Here is a 21,305-nt window from a genome sequence, read left to right on the forward strand (position 1 = left end):
AAACGATTGTTCTTATACTCTAGTTAAAGGGTCGACCTTTTAAACATACAATGGAGGGTTAAAGATGATGCAAAGAAATCAGAAAAGAGCATTCGCGGTCATTCTTACTGTACTCATGGCAATTGTATTCACGGCTTGCGGCAACAACAATGCGTCAAATCATTCAAACGCTTCCACAACCGAACAAACATCCGATGCACCAACGAATTCTGCTGAACCGTCGGAGTCCGCTGAGGCGCCGAAAAATGAAAGCGTTACACTAAGCGTAATCCTTAGTTCGGACTGGTACGATGATCCGATTAAATGGGTATTCGACGAATATCAGAAGAAATCGGGAAATAAAATGGACGTTCAAGTCACGCCGGGAGGACAGCCTTACAATGATGCGATTACGACGAAAGCGGCCGTAAACGAATTGCCGGATATCATGTTTACCTACAGCACCGCGTCGTTCCTGAGAACATTGAGAGCGTCCGAATTGCTGGTGGATTTATCGAACGAGGATTTCATGGGGAAATTACAGCCGGCCATCACGGGTAAAGACGGGGTATGGCTGAAATCGGACGGTAAATTCTATGAAATACCTGTCGGTGGATTTAACGCTGCAGGGGTTATCTATAATAAAGAAATTTTCGCGGCGAACGGACTCGAGATTCCGACAACCTATGATGAATTCCTGGCCGTGTGCGAAAAATTGAAACAAGCGGGCATTACGCCGATCTACACGGGTCTCAAAGATGGATGGCCACCATTATTGTATAACTTCATAGGCTTCGCCAATGAATTCACGAAAAAAGGCAGTATTTCGGAGATGAATGCCGGTACTTTCGATTTCACGAAATCCGAAGGCGCGAAAAGATTGCTAGAGAGACATGGCGAACTGATGGCTAAAGGTTACTTCAATAAAGATGCGGCATCCGCTACCAACGCTCAGGAAATCTCCGAGTTCGGACAAGGGAAAGCCGCAATGGTCGTACAGGTTGACAACTTAATCACCAGTGTTCTGGCTAAGTACCCGGATTCTTCGAAGTTTATCGGCATGTTCCAGCTTCCTTGGGACGAGAATCCGGTCGTTCCAGTTGACTTGAGCATCGGCATGGCCGTTGCGAAGGGCAAACACGAAGCAGCAGAGCTGGACTTTTTGAAATTCTTCACTTCCGATGAAATTCTAAACGGATACTACGCGAGATTGAAATCTATTCCTCCATATGCCGGAATAACCGCCGAACTCAATCCGGGAATATCCGATATGGTGAAATACTTCGATGAAGGCAAAACGGTACCGTTCTATTCCAATACTTTAACTCCTGGAATTGGCGTTGGCTTTGACTTAGCGGGAGCCATCCTTGGAGCCAAACCAATCGATAAGATTCTTCAAGAAACGCAAGCGAATTATATCAAATCAGGAAAAGACAATAAGATCGAGGGATTTAAGTAATCGCATAATTCAAAGAGGGGTAAACCAGCTTGGACGGTTTACCTCCTCTTTATCAAAGGTGGTCTCGACATATTGAACAAGCGATATTATTCCTATATCTATATGCTGCCGTTACTTATCATTTATTCCACGTTTTCCTTGGTTCCGGCAGTCATGGGATTGTGCATGTCTTTTACGGATTGGACGGCACAAAGCCGAAGTATATTCGATGTTAATTTCGTGGGACTGTACCAGTTCGAGAATATAATTGCGCAAATTAAGCTCATGGGAACCTACGGCAACGAAGGCATGGCATTCGCCAATACCTTTAAATTCGCGATTACGGGAATGCTTTTCGCCAATGTACTAGGGTTGATGCTTGCGCTTGTTTTTGATCTGCCATTCAAATTCAAAGGCTTTATCCGTAGCGCGTTTTTCATGCCTATTATGTTTAGCGGACTCATCATCGCTTTTGTTTTTTCGGCGATCTTCTACCCGGGGGGGCCGTTTGACCAGGTTCTGATTTACTTAGGTATGGGCAATCTCATTCACGCTTGGCTGATTGATCACAGTATCAACATCTATGTAATCAGTGGAGTTAGTATTTGGGCGACGGTGGGTTTTACGGCCACGATCTATCTTGCGGGCTTGAAGTCCATACCGAATGATCTAAGGGAAGCCGCGCGAGTCGACGGAGCCAATGGTTGGCAAAGTTTCCGGAATATCACCTTTCCGCTGATTGCGCCTGCATTCACGATCAACATGGTTATGTCCCTTGTCGGCGGACTGAAGGTGTTCGATCTTCCTTACCTGCTATCGGGGTCTCAGGCGCCTGTCATTAATTCACTGGTATATGCTCAAATAAGTAGCCAATTGTATGCTTACGGAACCGCGATAAGCCTCATTTTATTCCTAATGGTTTGCCTTCTTGCATTCCCTTTGATTAAAGTGCTAAGAAAAAACGAGGTACAATTATAATGAAAATCAAAATAAATAATCGAAAATTCCTTTTAGGTTTCAGCGAAGTCATCACGATTCTATTAGCCCTCGTTTTCTTGCTGCCTTTATACTTTTGCGTGATCAATTCCTTAAAGTCGCCTGGAGAAGCTGCATTGCTGAATTTTGCATGGCCTTCTAGCTTTCATTTTGAAAACTATGCGACTGTATTTAAGGGAGCCGGAATATTAAATGGCTTGAAGAACAGTACTTTTATTACGTTATCAAGTGTTACTATTCTATTGTTCCTGGCCTCGATGTGTGCGTTTATCATAGATCGAAGGCAGTCGTCTATAACCAAGTTCGCTTATAACTATTTTATTTTCGGGATCATTCCTTCCGGATTTCTTATCCCTACGATCTATACGCTGAAAGCCATTGGGCTGTATGGAACTTATGCGGGAATAGACCTCATTTACATTGCAGCAGGCGCGCCCCTCGGTGTTTTCTTGATTGTCGGTTTTATCAAAACCGTTCCCAGAGAACTGGATGAATCCGTCATCATGGACGGCGGTACAGTTACGAGGTTGTTTTTTTCCGTCATATTACCCCAGCTCAAGCCTATTCTTGCAACGTCTTTCATGTTGAGTTTTTTGGGGACTTGGAACGATTTTATCGGCCCGCTTGTCTATCTGAAAAGTTCAACCCAATATACGATTCCGATGTCCGTATTCTATTATAATTCCAAGTATAATACCGAGTGGGAAAAGGTGTTCAGCGTGTTAATGATCTCTACTATACCTGTAATCATTGCGTACGCGCTTGCGCAAAAATTCATTGTCGAAGGTATGACGGCCGGTGCCGTTAAAGGATAGTGGTTAAAAACCGATAGGCTGCATGAATTCGTGGGGAAGATGGCCAAATGGTATAAAGACGGCGTTCTAACGCCTGAAGGAGAGCTTAAGCCCAAGTGGTTTAGGCTTCTTATTGTTTTTTACATCGCGATAAAAGATTTCGTCGCCGGTGGAGGAAAATCCATCGTCGTTGGAGAATCATCGTTAAGTGCGATGAGAAAGCCAAGCCGCTGAACGCATCGTCTTATGCTAGTGCAAGCTCGAATAAGAACCGCGGAGCAGAGCCGCAATAGACGTTGCTCTGTTCCTTTTTGACGTATGATAGGGATAGGAGGCAGCGCTGAAATGAAGATCAACCATAGTACAAAGAGCAGCCGAATATCATTTGGGTGCTCGGCGGAGACCGAACCGTATCGAACCGCAGGCATTACGCCGTTATCCATAATATGGCGGAAGCGCTTCGAAGGCATGGGGACGGTTCTCAATTAATTACGTTCCACCCGAATGGAGAATATTCATCGTCGCTCTACTGGCATGAAGAGGATTGGCTTGATTTCAACATGCTGCAGTCCAGCCACTATCGTCTTCATCATCCGAATGACGAAATGATAGAGCGCGATTATAACCGCGAACCCGCGAAGCCAGTCCTTGACGCCGAGCCCTGTTACGAGGACCATCCGATTTCCTTCAAGCCGGAGAATGGCTGGTTTGATGACAAGGATGTTCGTCACGCCGCTTATTGGGCATTGTTCGCAGGAGCGTTCGGCCACACGTATGGTCATCATAGCGTCTGGTCGTTCACTGAATACCCTACCGACTATTTCATCATGTCGTGGAGGGTTGCCCTGACCAGACCGGGGGCGCAGCAGATGGCGCACGTCAAGCGCTTGATGCTGTCGCGGCAGATGCTGGAGCGGGTGCCGGATCAGGAGCTGCTCGCAGCCAATCCGCCAGGGGCTGGGCGGCAGCGGGCATGCCGCGGCGCGGATTACGCCTTTATCTATACGCCGAACGGGCTCCCGATCGTTTGCCGGATGGGGCGAATATCCGGCAGTACGGTCGAAGCGAGCTGGTTCGATCCGCGAACTGGAGAGACGGTTCCCGCCGGTTCGTTCGCAAATACGGGGGAACGAAGATTCGTTCCGCCTTCCTGCGGGCGGCGGGACGATTGGGTTCTGATACTGGATGACGCGAAGGAAGTTATGGATATATAAATATCCTCGTCGGCGAATAGGATTTCGTTGAGCAGGCAAATAACCTATCGGACGGACACTTTCTTTATAGTGTTTGACCGATAGGTTTATTTCGTTTTCAAGCAAAGACGGCGTTTGCATGGTGAGGTATGACCTATTTTGTCTCATTTTTCCCGCCTGCATCGTTAAATGAGGGGAAGGCAGCTTTCGTCTCCACAAATTTTTTAACATAAAGAACGCGTTTTCTTTTCTTGTGCGGCCGAATCGCGATGGTAGAATAGATTAGATATGAATGAGCACTTGCAGCGTTTGCCTATACCTGCTAAACGAAGGAGACCCGAATGATCAAGCGGCTGTTTATTAACCGGAGCATACGTACCAAACTCGTCTTGAGCAGCGTGGTCATCTCCCTTATCCCGATGCTCTTCCTATCTTTCCTGTTCTACAGGTCAAGCTCGCTTTCGCTGGAGCGTACCATGGTCAGGAGCGCCGACCAGAACGCCGAATATTTGTCCAATTACTTGGATCAATTCTTCCGCGGCTTCTCTTCGTCTGCCTTGCAGGTCTATGGCTTCAACCAATTGGTCAATCTGATGCGCAATGGTGCTAATTACAACAACGCAGATATTTTTCAAACCAAGGATGCGCTCGACAACTACTATCGTCTCGTTCAAAGCAAGAATAAAGATGTGATCAAGATCATGATGTATGGACAGGACAATAAGCTGAGGGATTCCTGGTCGAGAGCGGCCAGCTACGATTCGATTCGGTTCGACGATTCCGTCCCCCATGCAGATGAATTGCTGGATTTGCCGTTTCAGCACGCCCTGATGTTCACTTATGTGGACAAGGAGCAGGGGGAGCGGTTTTTCGTGTATGCCATCACGATCTATGACCCTTTCTATCGAAATAAATACGGCACTTTAGTTTTCTATACGAAGATGAGAGATTTCGTGAAACAGATCGAAACCTATAATAGATCCCCGAACAATATTGTCCTTCAGAATGATAAAGGCGAAACCTTCTATCGCACGAACGATCAATTCAGTGACGCGGTCCAAACCTACATTCGCTCGGATAACTTCGCCTCTTACGGCAAGCGCGAGCTTCAATTCACGGACCACCGTCAGGCATTGATCAGCACGTCTTCGCTTGACAATGGCAACGTCGGGCTTACGCTCCTATACTCGAGCAGCGAGCTCGCGCAGAACCGTAAAAATACGCTGTGGCTGACGGTCGGAGCTCTTGCCCTCGTGATGCTCATCATTGCGTTATTCTCATCGATGGCGCAGCAGTTTATTACGCGGCCCGTTCAGTCGCTAAGCAAGGCCATGCGGGCTGTCCGTAAAGGGGATTTCCATGTCACGCTGAAGCCGAGCCCTTGGCGCGACGATCTGTCCGAATTGACAAGAAACTTTAATTTCATGACAAACAAGATTCAAGAATTGATCGAGCAGGAGTATCAGCTGCTCATTCGCAACAAGGAAGCGCAGATCATGGCGCTGCAAATGCAAATCAATCCTCATTTTCTATACAATACCCTTCAAACCATCGGCGGCAAAGCCGTCTTAATCGGGGAATATGACATTCATGAAATGTGCAGGGCTCTTGGTGATCTGTTCCGTTACAATTTCTACGAAGGGAATAGCGAGTCCACCATCGGCCTGGAAGTGGTGCATCTCAAAAATTATTTATATATTCAGCAGCTTCGTTTCGAAGAATCGCTCGTTACCGAGTTCGATGTGGAGCATGCGCTGCTTGAATGCAGCGTCATCCGGTTCGTCCTTCAACCCATTGTAGAGAATGCGATTGTTCATGTACTGGGTAAAACCGAGGACAGGCAGCTTCATCTGCAAATCACGGCGGTGCAGCAATCGGATCGGGCCATCATTAAGGTGCGGGATAACGGTCCAGGTATAGACGCGGAGCAACTGGCTCGGCTTAGAACGGTTCTGGGGCATAGGAACACCGAAGTATTCAGCGGCATATCGATCGGCTTGAAAAACGTGAACGAGAGAATTCGCATGTACTACGGATCCGATTATGGGCTCAGAATCGATAGCATCGAAGGCGAAGGTACGGAAGTGATGGTAACGATCCCCTACAGGAATAGAGGTATGCAGCATGTATAAGGTTATGGTAGTGGACGATGAGCCGTGGAGCCGCAAATCGATCAGCAAAATGATCAGCGAGCTTGCTCTGGACGTCGAGGTTATCGCGGAAGCAAGGCACGGCGAGGAGGCGCTTGCGCTTATCCCGATCCGAAGGCCGCATATCGTCGTAACCGACATGAATATGCCGGTATTGGACGGCGGGCAGTTTTTGGAAGCGCTTCATGAACGGTTCGGCGAAATCAAGGTAATCGTCATTAGCGGTTATTCGCAGTTCGAATATATGAAGGCGGCCGTCACCTATCAAGCATGCGAATATGTGCTCAAGCCGGTATCCGTTACGGATCTCGAGCAAGCACTCAACAAGGCGATCCAAGCCTGTAACATCTACATGAGCATTCAGCAGCAAATGCGGTTTAATCAGGAGGTTCGGCTTCTTAAGCGGGAGACCTTTCTGCAAACCGTTACAAGCCATCGGATTACGAATACGGCGGATATACAGCGGGAAGCAGGAGAGCTTGGCATCGCCGTGGACGGCGGTTATCGGGTTGCGGTGTGCATGTTTCGGCAGTTCAGCGAGATGTCCCGAACTAAATTTCACGGGAACGCGGATCTGTTCTTATTCAGCCTGGAAAATATTCTGTACGAAGTGATGCGGGAGGACAAGCTGCATGTCTATAAATCGGATGACCGTACGCGTATTTGTCTGCTCTTCCCGGCTGCTTCCTATGATGAACAAAGGGCTCGGCAGCTATTGAAGGACTATCACGAAGCTGTCAGTAAAATGCTGCTCGTCGGCGTGGTAGCCGGGCTTAGCCGTGCTTATGCAAGACTCGAAGAGCTTCCTGCCGCGTATCAAGCGGCTAATGACGCGCTCCGAAATAATCGCCTGCTGGGGGAGTCATTCGCATTCTCATCGGCTGAGAGCCCGGGAGCGGTACAGCCGGTTGAGCTGCTGGGCTCCTTCGATTTGAAATCGATGAGGCAAGCGATCGGAGCCCATAATGCGAAAGACTTCAGGCGGCTGCTGAACGATTACTGCGAAAAGGTTGGCAGGCAGCCTAATGTCACCATTCGCCAGATCCAGCGCGATATGAGGCAGATGATTGAGCTGTCGCTTTCGGAATTGAAAGGGATTAAGGCAACGCAGTCCGTATTGCTCGACGCTGACGAAGTGTCCCGCATCTTGGACGAGAAGGAGCTGCATACATTCCTCAGCCTGCTTACTCAAGCTATGGAAGCCCATTGTGCCAGCGTCGGCGAGACGGAGAATGTTCGCTCGGTTCGCGAAATCGCCATGTTTCTGGATGAGCATTATTTTGAGGATTTCAGTCTCATCGACGTTGCGACGCGGTTCCATATGGATGCCGCGTATTTGAGCAAGCTGTTCAAGAGCATCACGCGCGAGAACTTCACCGAATATGTCACGCGCAAACGAATGGAGAAGGCTTGCGAGCTGTTGAAAGCATCCGAAAGCAAAATCAACGAAATATCCGAGCTGGTCGGTTACGAGAATCAGCGGTATTTCAGTCAGGTATTCAAGCGTTTTACCGGGCAGACGCCTTCCGAATACCGGGATGGAACGGTTGGAGCAAAGGAAATCACAAAATATTGAACATGGCAAACACAAATTAATTCATTACGTGAAAAGTGGCCGACCGATAAGATAGACTCATGGACGAAACAATCGTCCTCGGACAATACAGGAAAAGGGGACTGGAAAATGAAAAAGAGTTTGGTCGGTCTGAGTGCCGTCATCGCAATGCTTTCTCTTGCGGCATGCGGTAACGCGAACAATGATGCGTCGTCATCCGCGAACACATCTTCAAATGCATCATCGAATACAGCCTCGAATACGTCATCAACGGAGAACACTTCCAATGCGGCTTCGAACACGACTACGAACGACACATCGGCGACTAATGCATCGGAAGCGAGCACGGAACCGGTAACGATTTCGTTCATGCACTTCAAGAGCGACGTGACGGACGGCATTCAGAAAATCGTCGATCAGTTCGAAGCGGCTAATCCGACCATTAAAGTCGATGTACAGCCCGTGAAATATGACGATTATTACACCATTCTAAAAACGAAATTGGCAGGCGGAGACATTCTTGACGTGTACACGTTGAATGCCGGCGCGCAGGCAAAATTGTTTGTGGACGGCGGTTACGTGGAGGATTTGACCGGGCAGGAATTCCTGAACAATTTCGATGCGGACGTGCTGACGTCGCAGGCAACGGACGGGAAGAACTACATTATGCCGCTGAACGCCGGACCGATCGCCGTATTCTATAACAAGAATATTTACAGTGAATTGAATCTCGAAGTGCCAAGAACGTTCGACGCCATGATCGAGAATGCGAAGAAGATTAAATCGGCGGGCAAAACGCCGTTCGCGCTCGGCTGGAAGGATGGCTGGCCGCTCGGCATGTGGATCGGCCGCGATTTGCCGAGTAACACGGCGCTTGCCGCGAACCAGCCCGACTTCTTCGACAAGCTGGAGACGGGCGGCACCAAATTCGCCGACAATCCGGCGATGCAGACAACGCTCGATCATGCCCAGCAAATATTCGATCTCGGCAACAAGGACCAGCTCGGCCTCGGTTACAACGACGTCGTCGACCTGTTCGCCAAAGGCGATGTCGGCATGATGTACATGGGCACATGGCCGCTTGCGGATATTCAGAAGAAAAATCCGGACTTGTACAATACCGGCATCGGCTACTTCCCGTATCCGTTCAGCAATGACGAAAGCTTGAACAAATTGGAGTTTAATCCGGATGCTTCGCTTGCGCTCGGCAGCAAATCCCAGCACAAAGAAGCGGCGTTGAAATTCCTTGCTTTCATGGCGAGCAAAGAAGGCGGAGACGCTTGGGTGAAGAATACGAACACGCTGAGCTACGTAAAAGGCGCAACGACCGACATCGCGCCGGCGTTGAACGATCTGCAGCCTTACTTCGATAACGGCCAGCTGTACAACTCGCAAGCGTATATGTCGAAAACGACGATCGATTGGACCGGTCAGCTCATCCAACACCTTCAAAAAATGTTCTTTAAGAAAGAAACGCCGGACCAAGTCATTTCCGCACTGGATGATTGGGTGTCCAAGAACCATAAATAATCGTATCCCAGATGACGGCATAGGCGGCGCCTATGCCGTTACTTATCGGAAAGGAATTCGTCTATGAATAGCTTAAAGCGATCGATCCGCAGCGAGATGTGGTATGTGCTGTTTATACTCCCGGGATTGTGTCTGTTTGCGTTTGCGGTGATCGTCCCGTTAGTCATTGGCGCGAAATATTCGTTCACGGATTGGGACGGCGTCGCACCTACCGCGAAATATATCGGGTGGGAAAACTACGCGCAGGCATTGCGCGATCCTGACCTGTGGGCGGCGCTTCGCAACACGTTCAAGTACGCGATACTGGTAACGGTGCTTGTGAACCTCGTGTCGCTGCTGCTTGCCGTATTGCTCGATTCTTATTTGAAATTCAGAAAAGTATTCCGCACGATCTTCTTCTTGCCCGTTGCGATCTCCACGGTGCTGTCGGCTTATATTTGGAGCTACAACTATAGTAATGGCCTGCCGAAGCTGCTCGGCTATTTCGGCGTCGATATGACAAGCCCGCTCGGTAATCCGGATCATGCAATGACGGCGCTCATCGTCATCTCGCTGTGGCAGGGGATCGGCTCTCCGATGATTATCTACATCGCCGGTTTGCAGGGCATTCCCGGGGAGCTGACCGAGAGCGCGCGGATCGACGGCGCCGGCTGGTTCGGCGCTTTCCGTCATATTACGCTGCCGCTGCTTGCGCCTTCGGTCACGATTAATTTGCTGCTCGTGCTGACAGGTTCGCTCAAAGTGTTCGATCTCGTCTTCTTGACGACCGGCGGCGGTCCTGCCTTCTCGACTCAGGTCATCTCGACGTTTATTTACAATGTCTCCTTCAATTCCGCTAAAGCGGGGTACGGTACGGCATTGTCGATGCTGTTCTTCCTCATTCTCGTCATCGTCACCATTGTGCAGCTGACTATTTTTAGAAGACGGGAGGTGGATATGTAATGAAGCTGACGCATGCGATCGTGCTTACACTGATTTCCTTATTGGCGCTCATATTCGTTTTTCCTCTGTACGTCGCGCTGCTCATGGCGCTGAAATCCGCGAAGGAAACCTTCGACTCCTTCTACGCGCTGCCGACGAGCTTGCATCTGGATAATTTCGTGCATGCATGGAAAACGTCGAAGTATCCGTCCGCGATCCGAAACAGTCTGTGGGTAAATCTGCTTTCCGTCGCGTTGATCATCTTCGTATCCGCGCTTGCGGGGTACTCTATTGCTCGTCGGAATAAACCCGTCTATAAATTCATCTATGTACTGTTTCTTTCCGGCTTGATGGTTCCATTCCAGGTTATCATGCTTCCGCTTTATAAGATGGGCAAGATGGCTCATATGATCGATACTCACTGGGGAATCGCTTTGATTTACGGCGGCTTCGGCGTTCAGATGGGGGTGTTGTTCTATGCGGGCTTCATCCGAGGCATTTCGCTTGAGATCGAGGAAGCGGCGCGGATTGACGGTTGTACGACACCGGGCATATTTGCCCGCATCGTGCTTCCACTGCTCAAGCCCGTCACCGCTACCGTCGTCGTGCTGAATGCGCTGTATATTTGGAACGACTTCCTGCTTCCGCTGCTGTATCTGCAGGATAAAGCGTATCGCACCATTCCGCTGCAGCAGTATTACTTCTTCGGACAGTACAGCAGCGATTTGAATTTGGCCTTCGCTTATGCCGTCATGGGGCTTATTCCGATTATTGTTTTCTTCCTCTTCATGCAGAAATTCATTATTAAGGGCATTGCAGCAGGAGCGATTAAAGGATAAATCAGAATCATCATTATGGGAGGGACGTACAGAATGAAACGAAGCATTCAAGGATTGTTCGTTTTACTGCTCATATTTACGATGATTGGACCTATTAACGTTGCAGAGGCTAAACCAACCAAAGTATCCGTAGGACAGACGGGATCTGTCGTAACCGCTGACAACGGCTCGATATCGCTCACGTACGATTTGTCGACGGGGCGCGGCAGCTTCAAGCAAGGCCGTACAACGCTGATCTCGAATTTCTATTCCGATTATGAGCTTTATGGGACGAGTTCCCGCATTCATTCCTACGATCCCGGTACGCGTTCGGCAAAGTGGGAGGCAATCGGCAATGACGGATATGGCAAGCATGGCGAGCGAATAACGATCAAGAGCGTGCTCGATTCAGGCTCGACCATCATGCTGCGGCTGACGATGTACGAGGACCAGCCTTATTTTCTGTCAGATATGACAGTGAGCAGTGCGGCAACCCAAACGATTAGTGTGCTGGAGCCGATTGCATCCGACAATCTGGATATCGGTTCGGGCACGGACAAACGGATCTATACGACGCCTTATACGAATAACTATGATTTCGGCGTAGCGCCCGTCGACGATTTCGGCAAAAGCCAGAACGGCTATGACCGCCCCTACGGCGTAGAGGATCAGTGGAGCGCGTTCAACGGAACAAGCTATTGGGTTGCGGCGGTATTTGATAATACGGCGAAGAATGGCGTCATTGCCGGAGCGGCCACGACGAAAGCTTGGAAAAGCATGCAGCATCTCGGTCAGGCGGCAACACCGAACGGCCCGCTGAGCGGCTTCTCCGTCTACAATGCCGGCGGACAGCAGAGCGGCACTTCCGTGTCGTCGGATGCCTTCTTTATTGGGTATTTCGATGATTATGAGTCGGGACTCGAGACTTTCGGGGAAGCATACACCGTCGAAGAGCCGATGCTGAAGTGGAAAGGCGATGTACCGAGGGGCTACAACACCTGGTACAACTTCTACAGCCAGTACGCTACAGCTGACGCGATGTATGCCATGACGGATTACTTCGTCGCGCATTTGAAGTCGCTTGGCTACAATTATATGAATTTGGACGCCAGCTATCAGGGGGTCAAAGGGCAGGAGCAGATCCGGAATTTGAAGGATTACGTTACCTATGTACATAGCAAAGGCATGAAAGCCGGCTCCTATGAAGCGCCTTTTGCGATCTGGAATAAGCTGACCGATCTTGTACCTACGACGACCTATTCGTTCGGCGATATCGCGCTGAAGGATGCGAACGGCAATCCGGTCATGTCCTATCTCAACACGCCGATAGTCGATGCGACGCATCCGGGCGGACAGGCGTATTTGAAGTGGCTGATGAATACCAATCATGTCGAGCCCGGCTTCGACTACGTCAAGCTCGACTTTATTGATTTCGGCATGTACGAAGGCAGCTTCTACGACAAGAGCAAGAACGGGATACAGGCCTACCGGATCGGAATGAAAATCATGCGGGATGCGCTTGTCGGTGCGCGGCAGAAAATTTTCATCGACGAATCGATCGCGCCGCTGCTACCTTCGGGATACGCCCACGGCAGAAGAACCGGCTGCGACACGGTCATTGGTCTCGATGACGGCGCTGGCATCCATTATTCCGGCATTGAGCGCCAAGCGTTTAATGCGGCTGCATCGTGGTGGACAAACGGCACGTTGTATCCCTTTAACGATGCGGACATGTCGATGCCCGAAAATATCGTGCAAGGCGTGTACGGGAAAACAACGCTGAATCAATCAACGCTGTTAACCACTGCTATCGTGATGGGCGGCGGTCATTTGCTTCTTGGCGACGATATTCCGTTCATTTCGGAGGACCGGATGAAGAAGCTCGTCATGAACAGGGAGCTGCTGGACGTTGCAGACTTAGGCAAAGCGGCAAGACCGCTTAGCATGACGAACTTCTATCTGAAAGGCGAGCATTCGCCGGAGACTCTGTATCTGAATGATAAGAATGGGGACGTCATCGTCGGCATTTCCAATTGGGATATGAACAACAGCACGCCGGTCGCTGTTTCATTCAAGGATCTGCATCTCAGCGCGGACAAGGCGTACACGCTCTCCGAGCTGTACAGCCAGACGACGCTGGGTACGTATACCGGCAGTTATTCACGCACGTTAAGACCCGGCGAATCCGTTATGATTCGCATCTCGGGTAAAGGCTCGCGCAGCAACCCGGGAGCACCTGTCAACTTGGCGCTCGGTGCAGGGGTTACAGCTTCGGCATCCTCATCCTACGGGGCCGGCTACGAAGCATCGAACGTCATTGACGGCAATTTTTCAACCCGTTGGAGCGCAGGCTGGCCAGCGAATAACGATTTCAGCAACCAGTGGCTCGAGATCAACTTCGGCGCTCCGACGAGCGTCAACCGTGTCGTTGTCAGCGAGTACGGCTACGAGAAGCAGGAATATGAAACATGGAATTTTGCGCTCCAATATTGGGATGACGCAGCATCGCAGTATGTCGACTTGACCAAAGGGCTGACGCTTGGAGACAGGAGAGAGCTGGACTTCAAGACGGTCTCGACTTCGAAAATCAGACTTTATATGAAAACCAGCCACTGGCTTGGCTCCGTCAATGAAATCGAAGCGTACAACATTCCGGGCAATACCGGTTCCGTCATCGCGCAGGACGACAGCAACGGTTCGTTCTGGAGCTATTCGGATATCCGAGCGCAAACGCAGAGGATGCAAACCTTCACGCTGACGAGCGGATCGCTTCCTAAGATGGACGTGTATTATTACGAAAGCTATGTCAGCAAAGTGCCGGAAGACAATCTGTATATCGACATCGTGGAGCTCGATAGCAACATGAAGCCGGTGAAGAAGCTGTTTACCGCGGCCGTTCCGCCTTACAATCTCATGGGTTCTCCGCAGCCGTACTCGATTTACCCGAGACTGAGCGGACTCGATACGACGAAGAAGTACGGATTTATCCTGCGGTCGCCGAATTCGCTGGATGACGGATCTACCGATAACAAATACGGCTTTGCCTACAGCGGCGACGTTTATGCCGGCGGGATCGCTCAGTATACAGGCGATGGAGGGCAGACCTGGTCACCTCAAACGGATACGGACTTGATTTTCACCATTTATCAATAAAGCTGAAACTTACATCTCAGAGGAGTGATCGCTGTGCCGATTGGCTATTTGGAAGATGCCCGTATTTTCACCATCCGTACCGCACGGTCATCCTATCTGTTCGGCATCAACGACAGCGGAACTGTGCAGCATCTCTATTGGGGAGCCCCGGTGCATGCCGGGGATTGCGCCGAATTGCTGAGGACGAAACATCACAGCTCCTTCGATGCGGCCCTAGACCGCGAAACGGAAGAGTACGGGGGCTGGGGCGACCTTTTGTACGCAGAGCCGGCCTTGAAGGTGACATTCGGCGACGGCGTGCGCGATCTAAAGCTGCGATTTGACGGCTACTCGATGGATAAGCCCGAGGAGCTGATCGTTCATTTGGCAGACAATCACTACGATCTTCAAGTGAACCTGCATTACCACGTGTTTCCCGAATTCGACCTAATCGAGCGTTATGTAACGGTAACAAACGGCGAGCCTTCAGCTGTCCGCATCGAGCAAGTGATGTCAGCCATCTGGTCGGTGCTTTCACTATCCGCATACCGTTTGACACATGTCACGGGCCGCTGGGCAGGAGAGTATCAATTGAGGACAGATGTGCTCTCAGAAGGTAAGAAAGTGTTGGAATCAAGAAGAGGCTTTACAGGCCCGCACGCCAATCCATGGTTTGCGATCGACGACGGGACCGCCGGTGAAACGCACGGCAGTGTATGGTTCGGCGCGCTCGGCTGGAGCGGCAATTGGAAAATCGTCGCAGAAAAAACGACGTTCGGCCACCTCAGAATAACCGGCGGAATCAATGATTTCGACGGCAGCTTCACGCTCGCGCCGGGCGAATCCTTTACGTCCCCCGTCTTTACGGGCGGGTTTTCCGAGAATGGTTTTGGCGAGATGAGCCGTAAGCTGCACCGTTATCAGAAAGCCGCGATCCTGCCGGGCTCGCGCATCCGCAAGGTGCTGTACAATTCCTGGGAGGCGACGGAATTCGCTGTGAACGTGCAGGATCAGAAAGCACTCGCGCACAAAGCGGCGCATATCGGCGTCGAACTGTTCGTTGTCGACGATGGCTGGTTTGGCGCCCGCAACAGTGACCGAGCAGGCCTTGGCGATTGGCAGGTCAATCCGCAGAAGTTCCCGAATGGCTTGAACGAGCTGATCGACGAGGTCAAATCGCTCGGCATGGATTTCGGGATCTGGGTGGAGCCTGAATCGGTCAATCCGGACAGTGATTTGTACCGCGCGCATCCGGAATGGGTCTATCAATTCCCGACGCGTACCGGCTCACAGCTTCGGAATCAGTTGCTGCTGAACCTCGGGCTTCCGGAAGTCAAACAGTTTGTCCTCGATTTCATGACGGAATTACTAGGTGCCTACGATATTTCCTTCATTAAGTGGGATATGAACCGAACCGTAACGGAACCGGGCATTGCTGGTGAGCGGCAGCAAAGGGAGCATTCATACTGGATTCGCCATGTGAACAACCTGTATGAAATATGGGGCGAGCTTCGCAGGCGGTTCCCGAACGTAGAGTTTGAGACTTGCGCGGGCGGCGGAGCCCGAATCGACCTCGGAATTCTGCGTTTCGCGGATCAAGCCTGGATCAGCGATAATACGGACGCGCTCGATCGGCTACACATTCAGGAAGGCTTCACCTACGCATATGACCCGTCTGTCATGATGTGCTGGGTCACGGAGTCCCCTCACGGCATGAACGGAAGAAGGCTTCCGCTTTCCTTCCGGTTTCATAGCGCGATGATGGGCGGTCTCGGCATAGGAGCGAACATCGATCGCTGGACAGAAGAAGAACTGGCCGAAGCGAAGGACTATGTGGAGCAGTATAAACGAGTCCGATCGATTACGATGCATGGTGATTTATATCGCTTGTCTTCATTACGGCATTCCAATGTTGCGGCATGCCAGTATGTAGTCAGAGACGGGCAAGAGTCCGTCGTGTTTGCTTTCCAGAATGCGCAGCATTTCGGCGCTTGGGAACGCCGACTTGCTCTGCAGGGCCTTGATCCGGATGCCTTGTATCAGGTTGATGCCGGAGATGGCCGAACGGTTGAGCTGCATGGCAGCTTCCTAATGCGAATTGGCGTCGCATTAGGGTTCTCCGGTGATTGTCAGAGTCGAATGATCCGCATCGTTCGAGTTGAGAAATGATCATTGAACAATAAATATCTAAGTAGGCTGCGTAACATGCAGCCTACTTTTTTTATGTGCTAGCCTTTGGGGATTTTACGATATTCGGTAGGCGCGTAGCCCATGAGCTTCTTGAATAGGCGGGAGAAATAATAGGGGTCGGCAAGACCGACGGAGCCGGCGATCTCACGCACGGTTAAGTCCGTTAAATCGAGCATGCTTGCGGCATGCTGCATCTTCATGCGAAGGAAATAATCAATTGGGGAGAAGCCGGTTTCCTTGTTGAAGAGGTGGATCAAATGCTGCGTCGAAATGCCGGTGTATCTGGCAAGCTCAGGTAGCCGAACGGCTGTCCCTATGTGTTCGTTCATATACCGTATCGCTTTCTCCAGATACTGGTCTCGTTTATGGTCATGGCTTACATTCATAAGCTCTTGGCCAACGCCGCTCAGAACCCAGCGCATGGTCTGCGAGACGTATACATGGGAGTGAATCGAATAGGGTCTGTCCGAGATGATCGCAAGCGATTGTTCGATGTTGGAGACGAATTCAGAAACAATGGAGCGAGGAAGCGGGATAGCCTTGTACTGCAATCCATACAGACGGGTCAACTCCAGAGCGTGGTCTCCCTTCAAATGGAACCAATAAATACTCCACGGTTCTTGCTCGGAAGCCCAATAGCGGTGAGGCATGCCTGCCGGAATCACGATAAGGCTGCCTGACCCGATGTCGAGAGGTTCTCCGCCGTTTATTAGCACTTTCCCTTGGCCGTCGATGCAATAGATGAAGATATGGGCGTCTGTGCCTTCGGGCCTCTCCCTGTAGTGGTGCTTGGCATGCGGAAAGAAACCGATATCGCTAACGTACAGCTGCCGGGTCAGCTCGGTTCCGGCAAGCTCGCGCTGCATATACTCCGGGAGGACGAAGAGACGCTGTTCTCGAAATCCTTCCATTTTCTTCGTAGCGTGAATACGATCAAATCCCTTCGTTTCTCAGAGGTGCTTTATTACTGTTATTGTATCTGCTGTTGCGACGGTGTTCAATAACAATAAATCAGAATATAGTCCATCATTATCCGTTGATGCTCAATTGTTCTTACCGACGACGTTCGTTAAAGTAGGGAGTAGAATTCATATTTTAATAGGGAGTGACTGCAATTGACTCAGCAAATGGGACGTTCCCGCGTCTGGGAAAAGATCGTCGAAATTCCTACGTACGATGTAGGGAAACCCGACAAAAATCCAATGTTTCTGGAAAAACGCGTGTATCAGGGCAGTTCCGGCAAAGTGTATCCCCATCCGGTCATCGATAAAATAGAGGACGAGAAAAAGCCTCATCCCTACCGCATCGTCATTTTAGAAAACGATTATTTGCGCATCGAAATCATGCCCGAGCTCGGCGGCCGAATTTATCGCGCGGTCGATCGCACGAACAATTACGATTTCGTTTACTATAACCAGGTGATCAAGCCGGCGCTCGTCGGGCTCTCGGGACCGTGGATTTCGGGAGGCATCGAGTTCAACTGGCCGCAGCACCACCGTCCGAACACATACGGCCCGGTAGAATACCGTCTGGTGGAAAATGACGACGGCAGCGCCACCGTGTGGGTGAGCGAAATCGACCGTATGTACGGGACGAAAGTTACGGCGGGCTTCACGCTATATCCGGACAAAGCGTATCTGGAAATAGCTGCACAGCTCTACAACCGTACGCCGGAGCCGCAAACGTTCCTGTGGTGGGCAAACCCCGCGGTAGCGGTCAACGATCATACGCAATCGGTGTTTCCGCCGGACGTGAACGCCGTATTCGACCATGGCAAACGCGACGTGTCCAAATTTCCGATCGCCACCGGCACCTATTACAAAATGGACTATTCCGAAGGCGTCGACATCTCAAGGTACAAGAACATTCCCGTTCCGACCTCTTACATGGCCTATAAATCCGACTATAACTTCGTTGGGGGCTACGATCATGCGCTGAAAGCAGGTTTGCTTCACGTCGCGAATCATCATATTTCGCCGGGCAAAAAACAATGGACGTGGGGAAATGGGGAGTTCGGGCAAGCATGGGACCGCAATTTGACCGATGAAGACGGACCGTATATCGAGCTGATGACAGGCGTGTACACGGACAACCAGCCCGATTTCACGTGGCTGCAGCCTTACGAAGAGAAGTCCTTTAAGCAATACTTCATGCCGTACAAAGATATCGGTGTCGTCAAGAACGCGACGACCGAAGCTGCGGTCAACTTGGAAGTCGATGAGAACCTTGCCGCGGCTGCCATCTACGTCTACACGACATCCCGAGTGGAAGGCGCAACCTTGGAGCTCTCCGGTAATGGCCAATCGTATTACTGCGAAAACTTGACACTCACTCCGCTGCAGGGCTTTCAAGCCGAAGTTCGTCTGGATGCAGGCGTTAAGGCGCACGAACTCACGTTGTCGGTAAAGGATGGATCCGGTTCGACGCTCGTGAGCTATACGCCTAAGAAACCGCAGATCGAGGAAATGCCCGAAGCGGCGAAGCCCTTGCCGGAGCCGCAGGAGATGAAGACAAACGAGCAGCTGTATTTGGCTGGGCTTCACTTAGAGCAGTACCGGCATGCGACCTTCGAGCCGGAAGCCTATTACCTCGAAGGACTGAAGCGGGATGCCAGTGATATCCGTATCAATGTGGCATACGGAACGCTGCTGCTCCGCAAAGGGCTGCTACAAGAAAGCGAGCGTCACTTCCGCGCAGCGGTTAAGAGTTTAACGTGGCGCAATCCGAATCCTTATGACGGCGAAGCTTATTATCAGTTAGGCGTTTCGTTAAAGCTTCAAGGAAGGCAAGAAGAAGCGTTCGCGGCCTTTTACAAATCCGTATGGTCGGCAGCCTGGCAAGACAGCGGCTACTTTTCCTTAGCGCAAATCACGACCGAACGAGGACGGCTGTCCGAAGCATTGGAGCTGGTAGAACGTTCGCTCGTCCGTAACTCGCGTAATTACAAAGCAAGAAATTTGAAGGCAGCGCTGCTCCGCAAGCTCGGTCGACAGGAGGAAGCGATTGCGTTCGGCAGCGAAACGCTCCGACTGGACATCGCTGACTTCGGTGCGTACAACGAACTGAGACTGGCTTTGGAAGCGGCAGGGGATATCGAGAAAGCGGAATCGGTGTATGAGGAATTCCTTTTCTTGTTGAGAGCGGACGCACATAACCACTTGTCATTAGCTTCTGACTATGCCGACGCCGGGCTATACGCCGAGGCTATTGAAGTATTGAATATGATAGCAGACAGCAGTTCGGACAACACGTATCCTATGATCCATTACACGCTTAGCTACTTGTATAGCAGAGAAGGTCAACCAGAACTGTCGATCAAGCATTTGCAAGCCGGAGGAGCGGCATCCCCGGACTATTGTTTCCCGAACACGTTGTTTGACTTAACGGTTTTAACATTCGCAGCCAGCAATGGGCAGCGAGATGCCAAAGCGCACTATTACATCGGCAACTTGTACTACGACAAGAAAGTCGCGGACAGAGCGATTGCTCATTGGGAGACGTCTCTGTCGATTGACTCTTCCTTCCCGACCGTGAGCCGGAACTTGGCGCTTGCTTACTACAACAAGCTCGGCGACAAGGATAAGGCCCGCCAAGCATTGGAACGAGCTTTCGCTTGCAATCCAGATGATGCAAGGGTCTTCTACGAGCTGGATCAGTTGTATAAAAAAATCGGTATCTCTCCGGAAGAACGGCTCGCTCGGTTATCCGCGCACGTACATCTCGTGGAACGCAGAGACGATCTCTACTTGGAGTATGTCACACTCCATAATCGCCTTGGCCGCCATCAGAGTGCAACTGAACTTCTCGCAGCGCGACAATTCCATCCGTGGGAAGGCGGGGAAGGAAAAGCGACTGGCCAATATGTGCTCTCTCACGTAGAGTTGGCAAAAGCATGCTTGTCCGAAGAGAACTATGACGAAGCGATCGCTTGGCTGAAGAAGGCACTCGTCTATCCGGACAATCTAGGCGAAGGTAAACTCACGGGAGCGCAAGAAAACAACATTTACTATTATCTTGGCTGTGCCTATGCGGCGTTAGGTCAAGCGGAAGAAGCCCAAACGGCATTCGGTGCCGCATCGGTTGGACTCGAGGAGCCGGCCAGTGCGATGTTTTATAACGATCAGCCGCCGGATATGATTTATTATCAAGGCTTGGCTTGGCTAAAGCTCGGTAACGGCAAGGAAGCAAAAAGACGGTTCTACAAGCTGATCGACTACGCTGAGAAGCATGTGTTCGACGACGTCAAGATCGATTATTTCGCGATTTCGCTGCCGGACTTCCTCGTCTTCGAGGACGATTTGAATTTCAGGAACGAAATTCACTGCCGGTACATGAGAGGGCTGGGCTTGTTGGGACTCGGAAGCGGCAAGGAAGCAGCTGAAGAGCTTGCTGCAGTTCTTCGACTTGACGTAAATCATCTCGGTGCTCATTATCATGCCCTCATATTACAATAAAGCCAGTCCTGCGTATCAAGAAATTTTTGATATGCAGGACTTTTTTAATTGAATTTCCACATCGGGATTGGGGCATTTTCCCTCCGCTGTATTCCTGACTTTTTTACAATTGAAATGCCGTTTTACAATACTTATTTTCGCGTGCAATTTATAAT

Annotated in this window: 14 protein-coding genes and 1 pseudogene; 14 read left to right on the top strand and 1 reads right to left on the bottom strand. The window is 50.6% G+C overall.

What is annotated here, in order from left to right:
* The first annotated feature begins 64 nt into the window (after positions 1-64).
* The 13 genes and pseudogenes from AC0YN4_RS08550 to AC0YN4_RS08610 all read left to right on the top strand — a co-directional run bounded on the left by AC0YN4_RS08550 (position 65) and on the right by AC0YN4_RS08610 (position 16,675).
* Positions 65-1,438, top strand: coding sequence for an ABC transporter substrate-binding protein (locus AC0YN4_RS08550; RefSeq protein ID WP_475835602.1), 1,374 nt, complete (start codon positions 65-67; stop codon positions 1,436-1,438).
* A 72-nt stretch (positions 1,439-1,510) separates the two neighbouring features.
* Entirely contained in the window at positions 1,511-2,395 is an 885-nt protein-coding gene (locus AC0YN4_RS08555) for a carbohydrate ABC transporter permease (protein ID WP_475835603.1), read from the top strand.
* Positions 2,395-3,228 (top strand): carbohydrate ABC transporter permease, encoded by an 834-nt coding sequence (locus AC0YN4_RS08560; RefSeq protein WP_475835604.1) that lies wholly within the window; start codon positions 2,395-2,397, stop codon positions 3,226-3,228. Before AC0YN4_RS08555 ends, AC0YN4_RS08560 begins: the two co-directional genes overlap by 1 nt.
* Positions 3,229-3,267: 39 nt before the next feature.
* On the top strand, positions 3,268-3,441 hold the full coding sequence (locus AC0YN4_RS08565) for a hypothetical protein (protein ID WP_475835605.1): 174 nt from the start codon (positions 3,268-3,270) through the stop codon (positions 3,439-3,441).
* Between the two features lie 140 nt (positions 3,442-3,581).
* Positions 3,582-4,106, top strand: a pseudogene (locus tag AC0YN4_RS08570) (glycoside hydrolase family 140 protein); the annotation flags it as partial.
* 6 nt (positions 4,107-4,112) lie between these two features.
* A complete protein-coding gene (locus AC0YN4_RS08575) occupies positions 4,113-4,421 on the top strand; it encodes a putative collagen-binding domain-containing protein (RefSeq protein ID WP_475836088.1) in 309 nt (102 codons plus the stop codon).
* Positions 4,422-4,741: 320 nt separating this feature from the next.
* Positions 4,742-6,532 carry a sensor histidine kinase gene (locus AC0YN4_RS08580; RefSeq protein WP_475781062.1) on the top strand — a complete coding sequence of 597 codons (1,791 nt, stop codon included), beginning with the start codon at positions 4,742-4,744 and terminating at the stop codon, positions 6,530-6,532.
* The gene (locus tag AC0YN4_RS08585; RefSeq protein WP_475835606.1) at positions 6,525-8,126 is read left to right on the top strand and encodes a response regulator; all 1,602 of its coding nucleotides are present in this window, start codon (positions 6,525-6,527) and stop codon (positions 8,124-8,126) included. Before AC0YN4_RS08580 ends, AC0YN4_RS08585 begins: the two co-directional genes overlap by 8 nt.
* 108 nt (positions 8,127-8,234) lie before the next feature.
* Positions 8,235-9,635: an ABC transporter substrate-binding protein gene (locus tag AC0YN4_RS08590; RefSeq protein WP_475835607.1), complete on the top strand. Its 1,401-nt coding sequence runs from the start codon at positions 8,235-8,237 to the stop codon at positions 9,633-9,635.
* Between the two features lie 63 nt (positions 9,636-9,698).
* Positions 9,699-10,577 (top strand): carbohydrate ABC transporter permease, encoded by an 879-nt coding sequence (locus tag AC0YN4_RS08595; protein WP_475781065.1) that lies wholly within the window; start codon positions 9,699-9,701, stop codon positions 10,575-10,577.
* Complete coding sequence (locus AC0YN4_RS08600; protein ID WP_475781066.1) at positions 10,577-11,395, top strand: carbohydrate ABC transporter permease; 819 nt, start codon at positions 10,577-10,579, stop codon at positions 11,393-11,395. Before AC0YN4_RS08595 ends, AC0YN4_RS08600 begins: the two co-directional genes overlap by 1 nt.
* 33 nt (positions 11,396-11,428) lie before the next feature.
* Positions 11,429-14,527, top strand: a complete 3,099-nt coding sequence (locus AC0YN4_RS08605; RefSeq protein ID WP_475835608.1) for a discoidin domain-containing protein — start codon at positions 11,429-11,431, stop codon at positions 14,525-14,527.
* 33 nt (positions 14,528-14,560) lie between these two features.
* Positions 14,561-16,675 carry an alpha-galactosidase gene (locus AC0YN4_RS08610; RefSeq protein ID WP_475835609.1) on the top strand — a complete coding sequence of 705 codons (2,115 nt, stop codon included), beginning with the start codon at positions 14,561-14,563 and terminating at the stop codon, positions 16,673-16,675.
* A 59-nt stretch (positions 16,676-16,734) separates the two neighbouring features.
* Here the strand turns inward: AC0YN4_RS08610 and AC0YN4_RS08615 are convergent, their stop codons facing one another.
* The gene (locus AC0YN4_RS08615; protein WP_475835610.1) at positions 16,735-17,607 is read right to left on the bottom strand and encodes a helix-turn-helix domain-containing protein; all 873 of its coding nucleotides are present in this window, start codon (positions 17,605-17,607) and stop codon (positions 16,735-16,737) included.
* Positions 17,608-17,823: 216 nt separating this feature from the next.
* Here AC0YN4_RS08615 and AC0YN4_RS08620 point away from each other — a divergent pair, with 216 nt between their 5' ends.
* On the top strand, positions 17,824-21,150 hold the full coding sequence (locus AC0YN4_RS08620; RefSeq protein WP_475836089.1) for a DUF5107 domain-containing protein: 3,327 nt from the start codon (positions 17,824-17,826) through the stop codon (positions 21,148-21,150).
* Positions 21,151-21,305: the final 155 nt, after the last annotated feature.

It is taken from the genome of Paenibacillus sp. J22R3 (genome assembly GCF_056269305.1).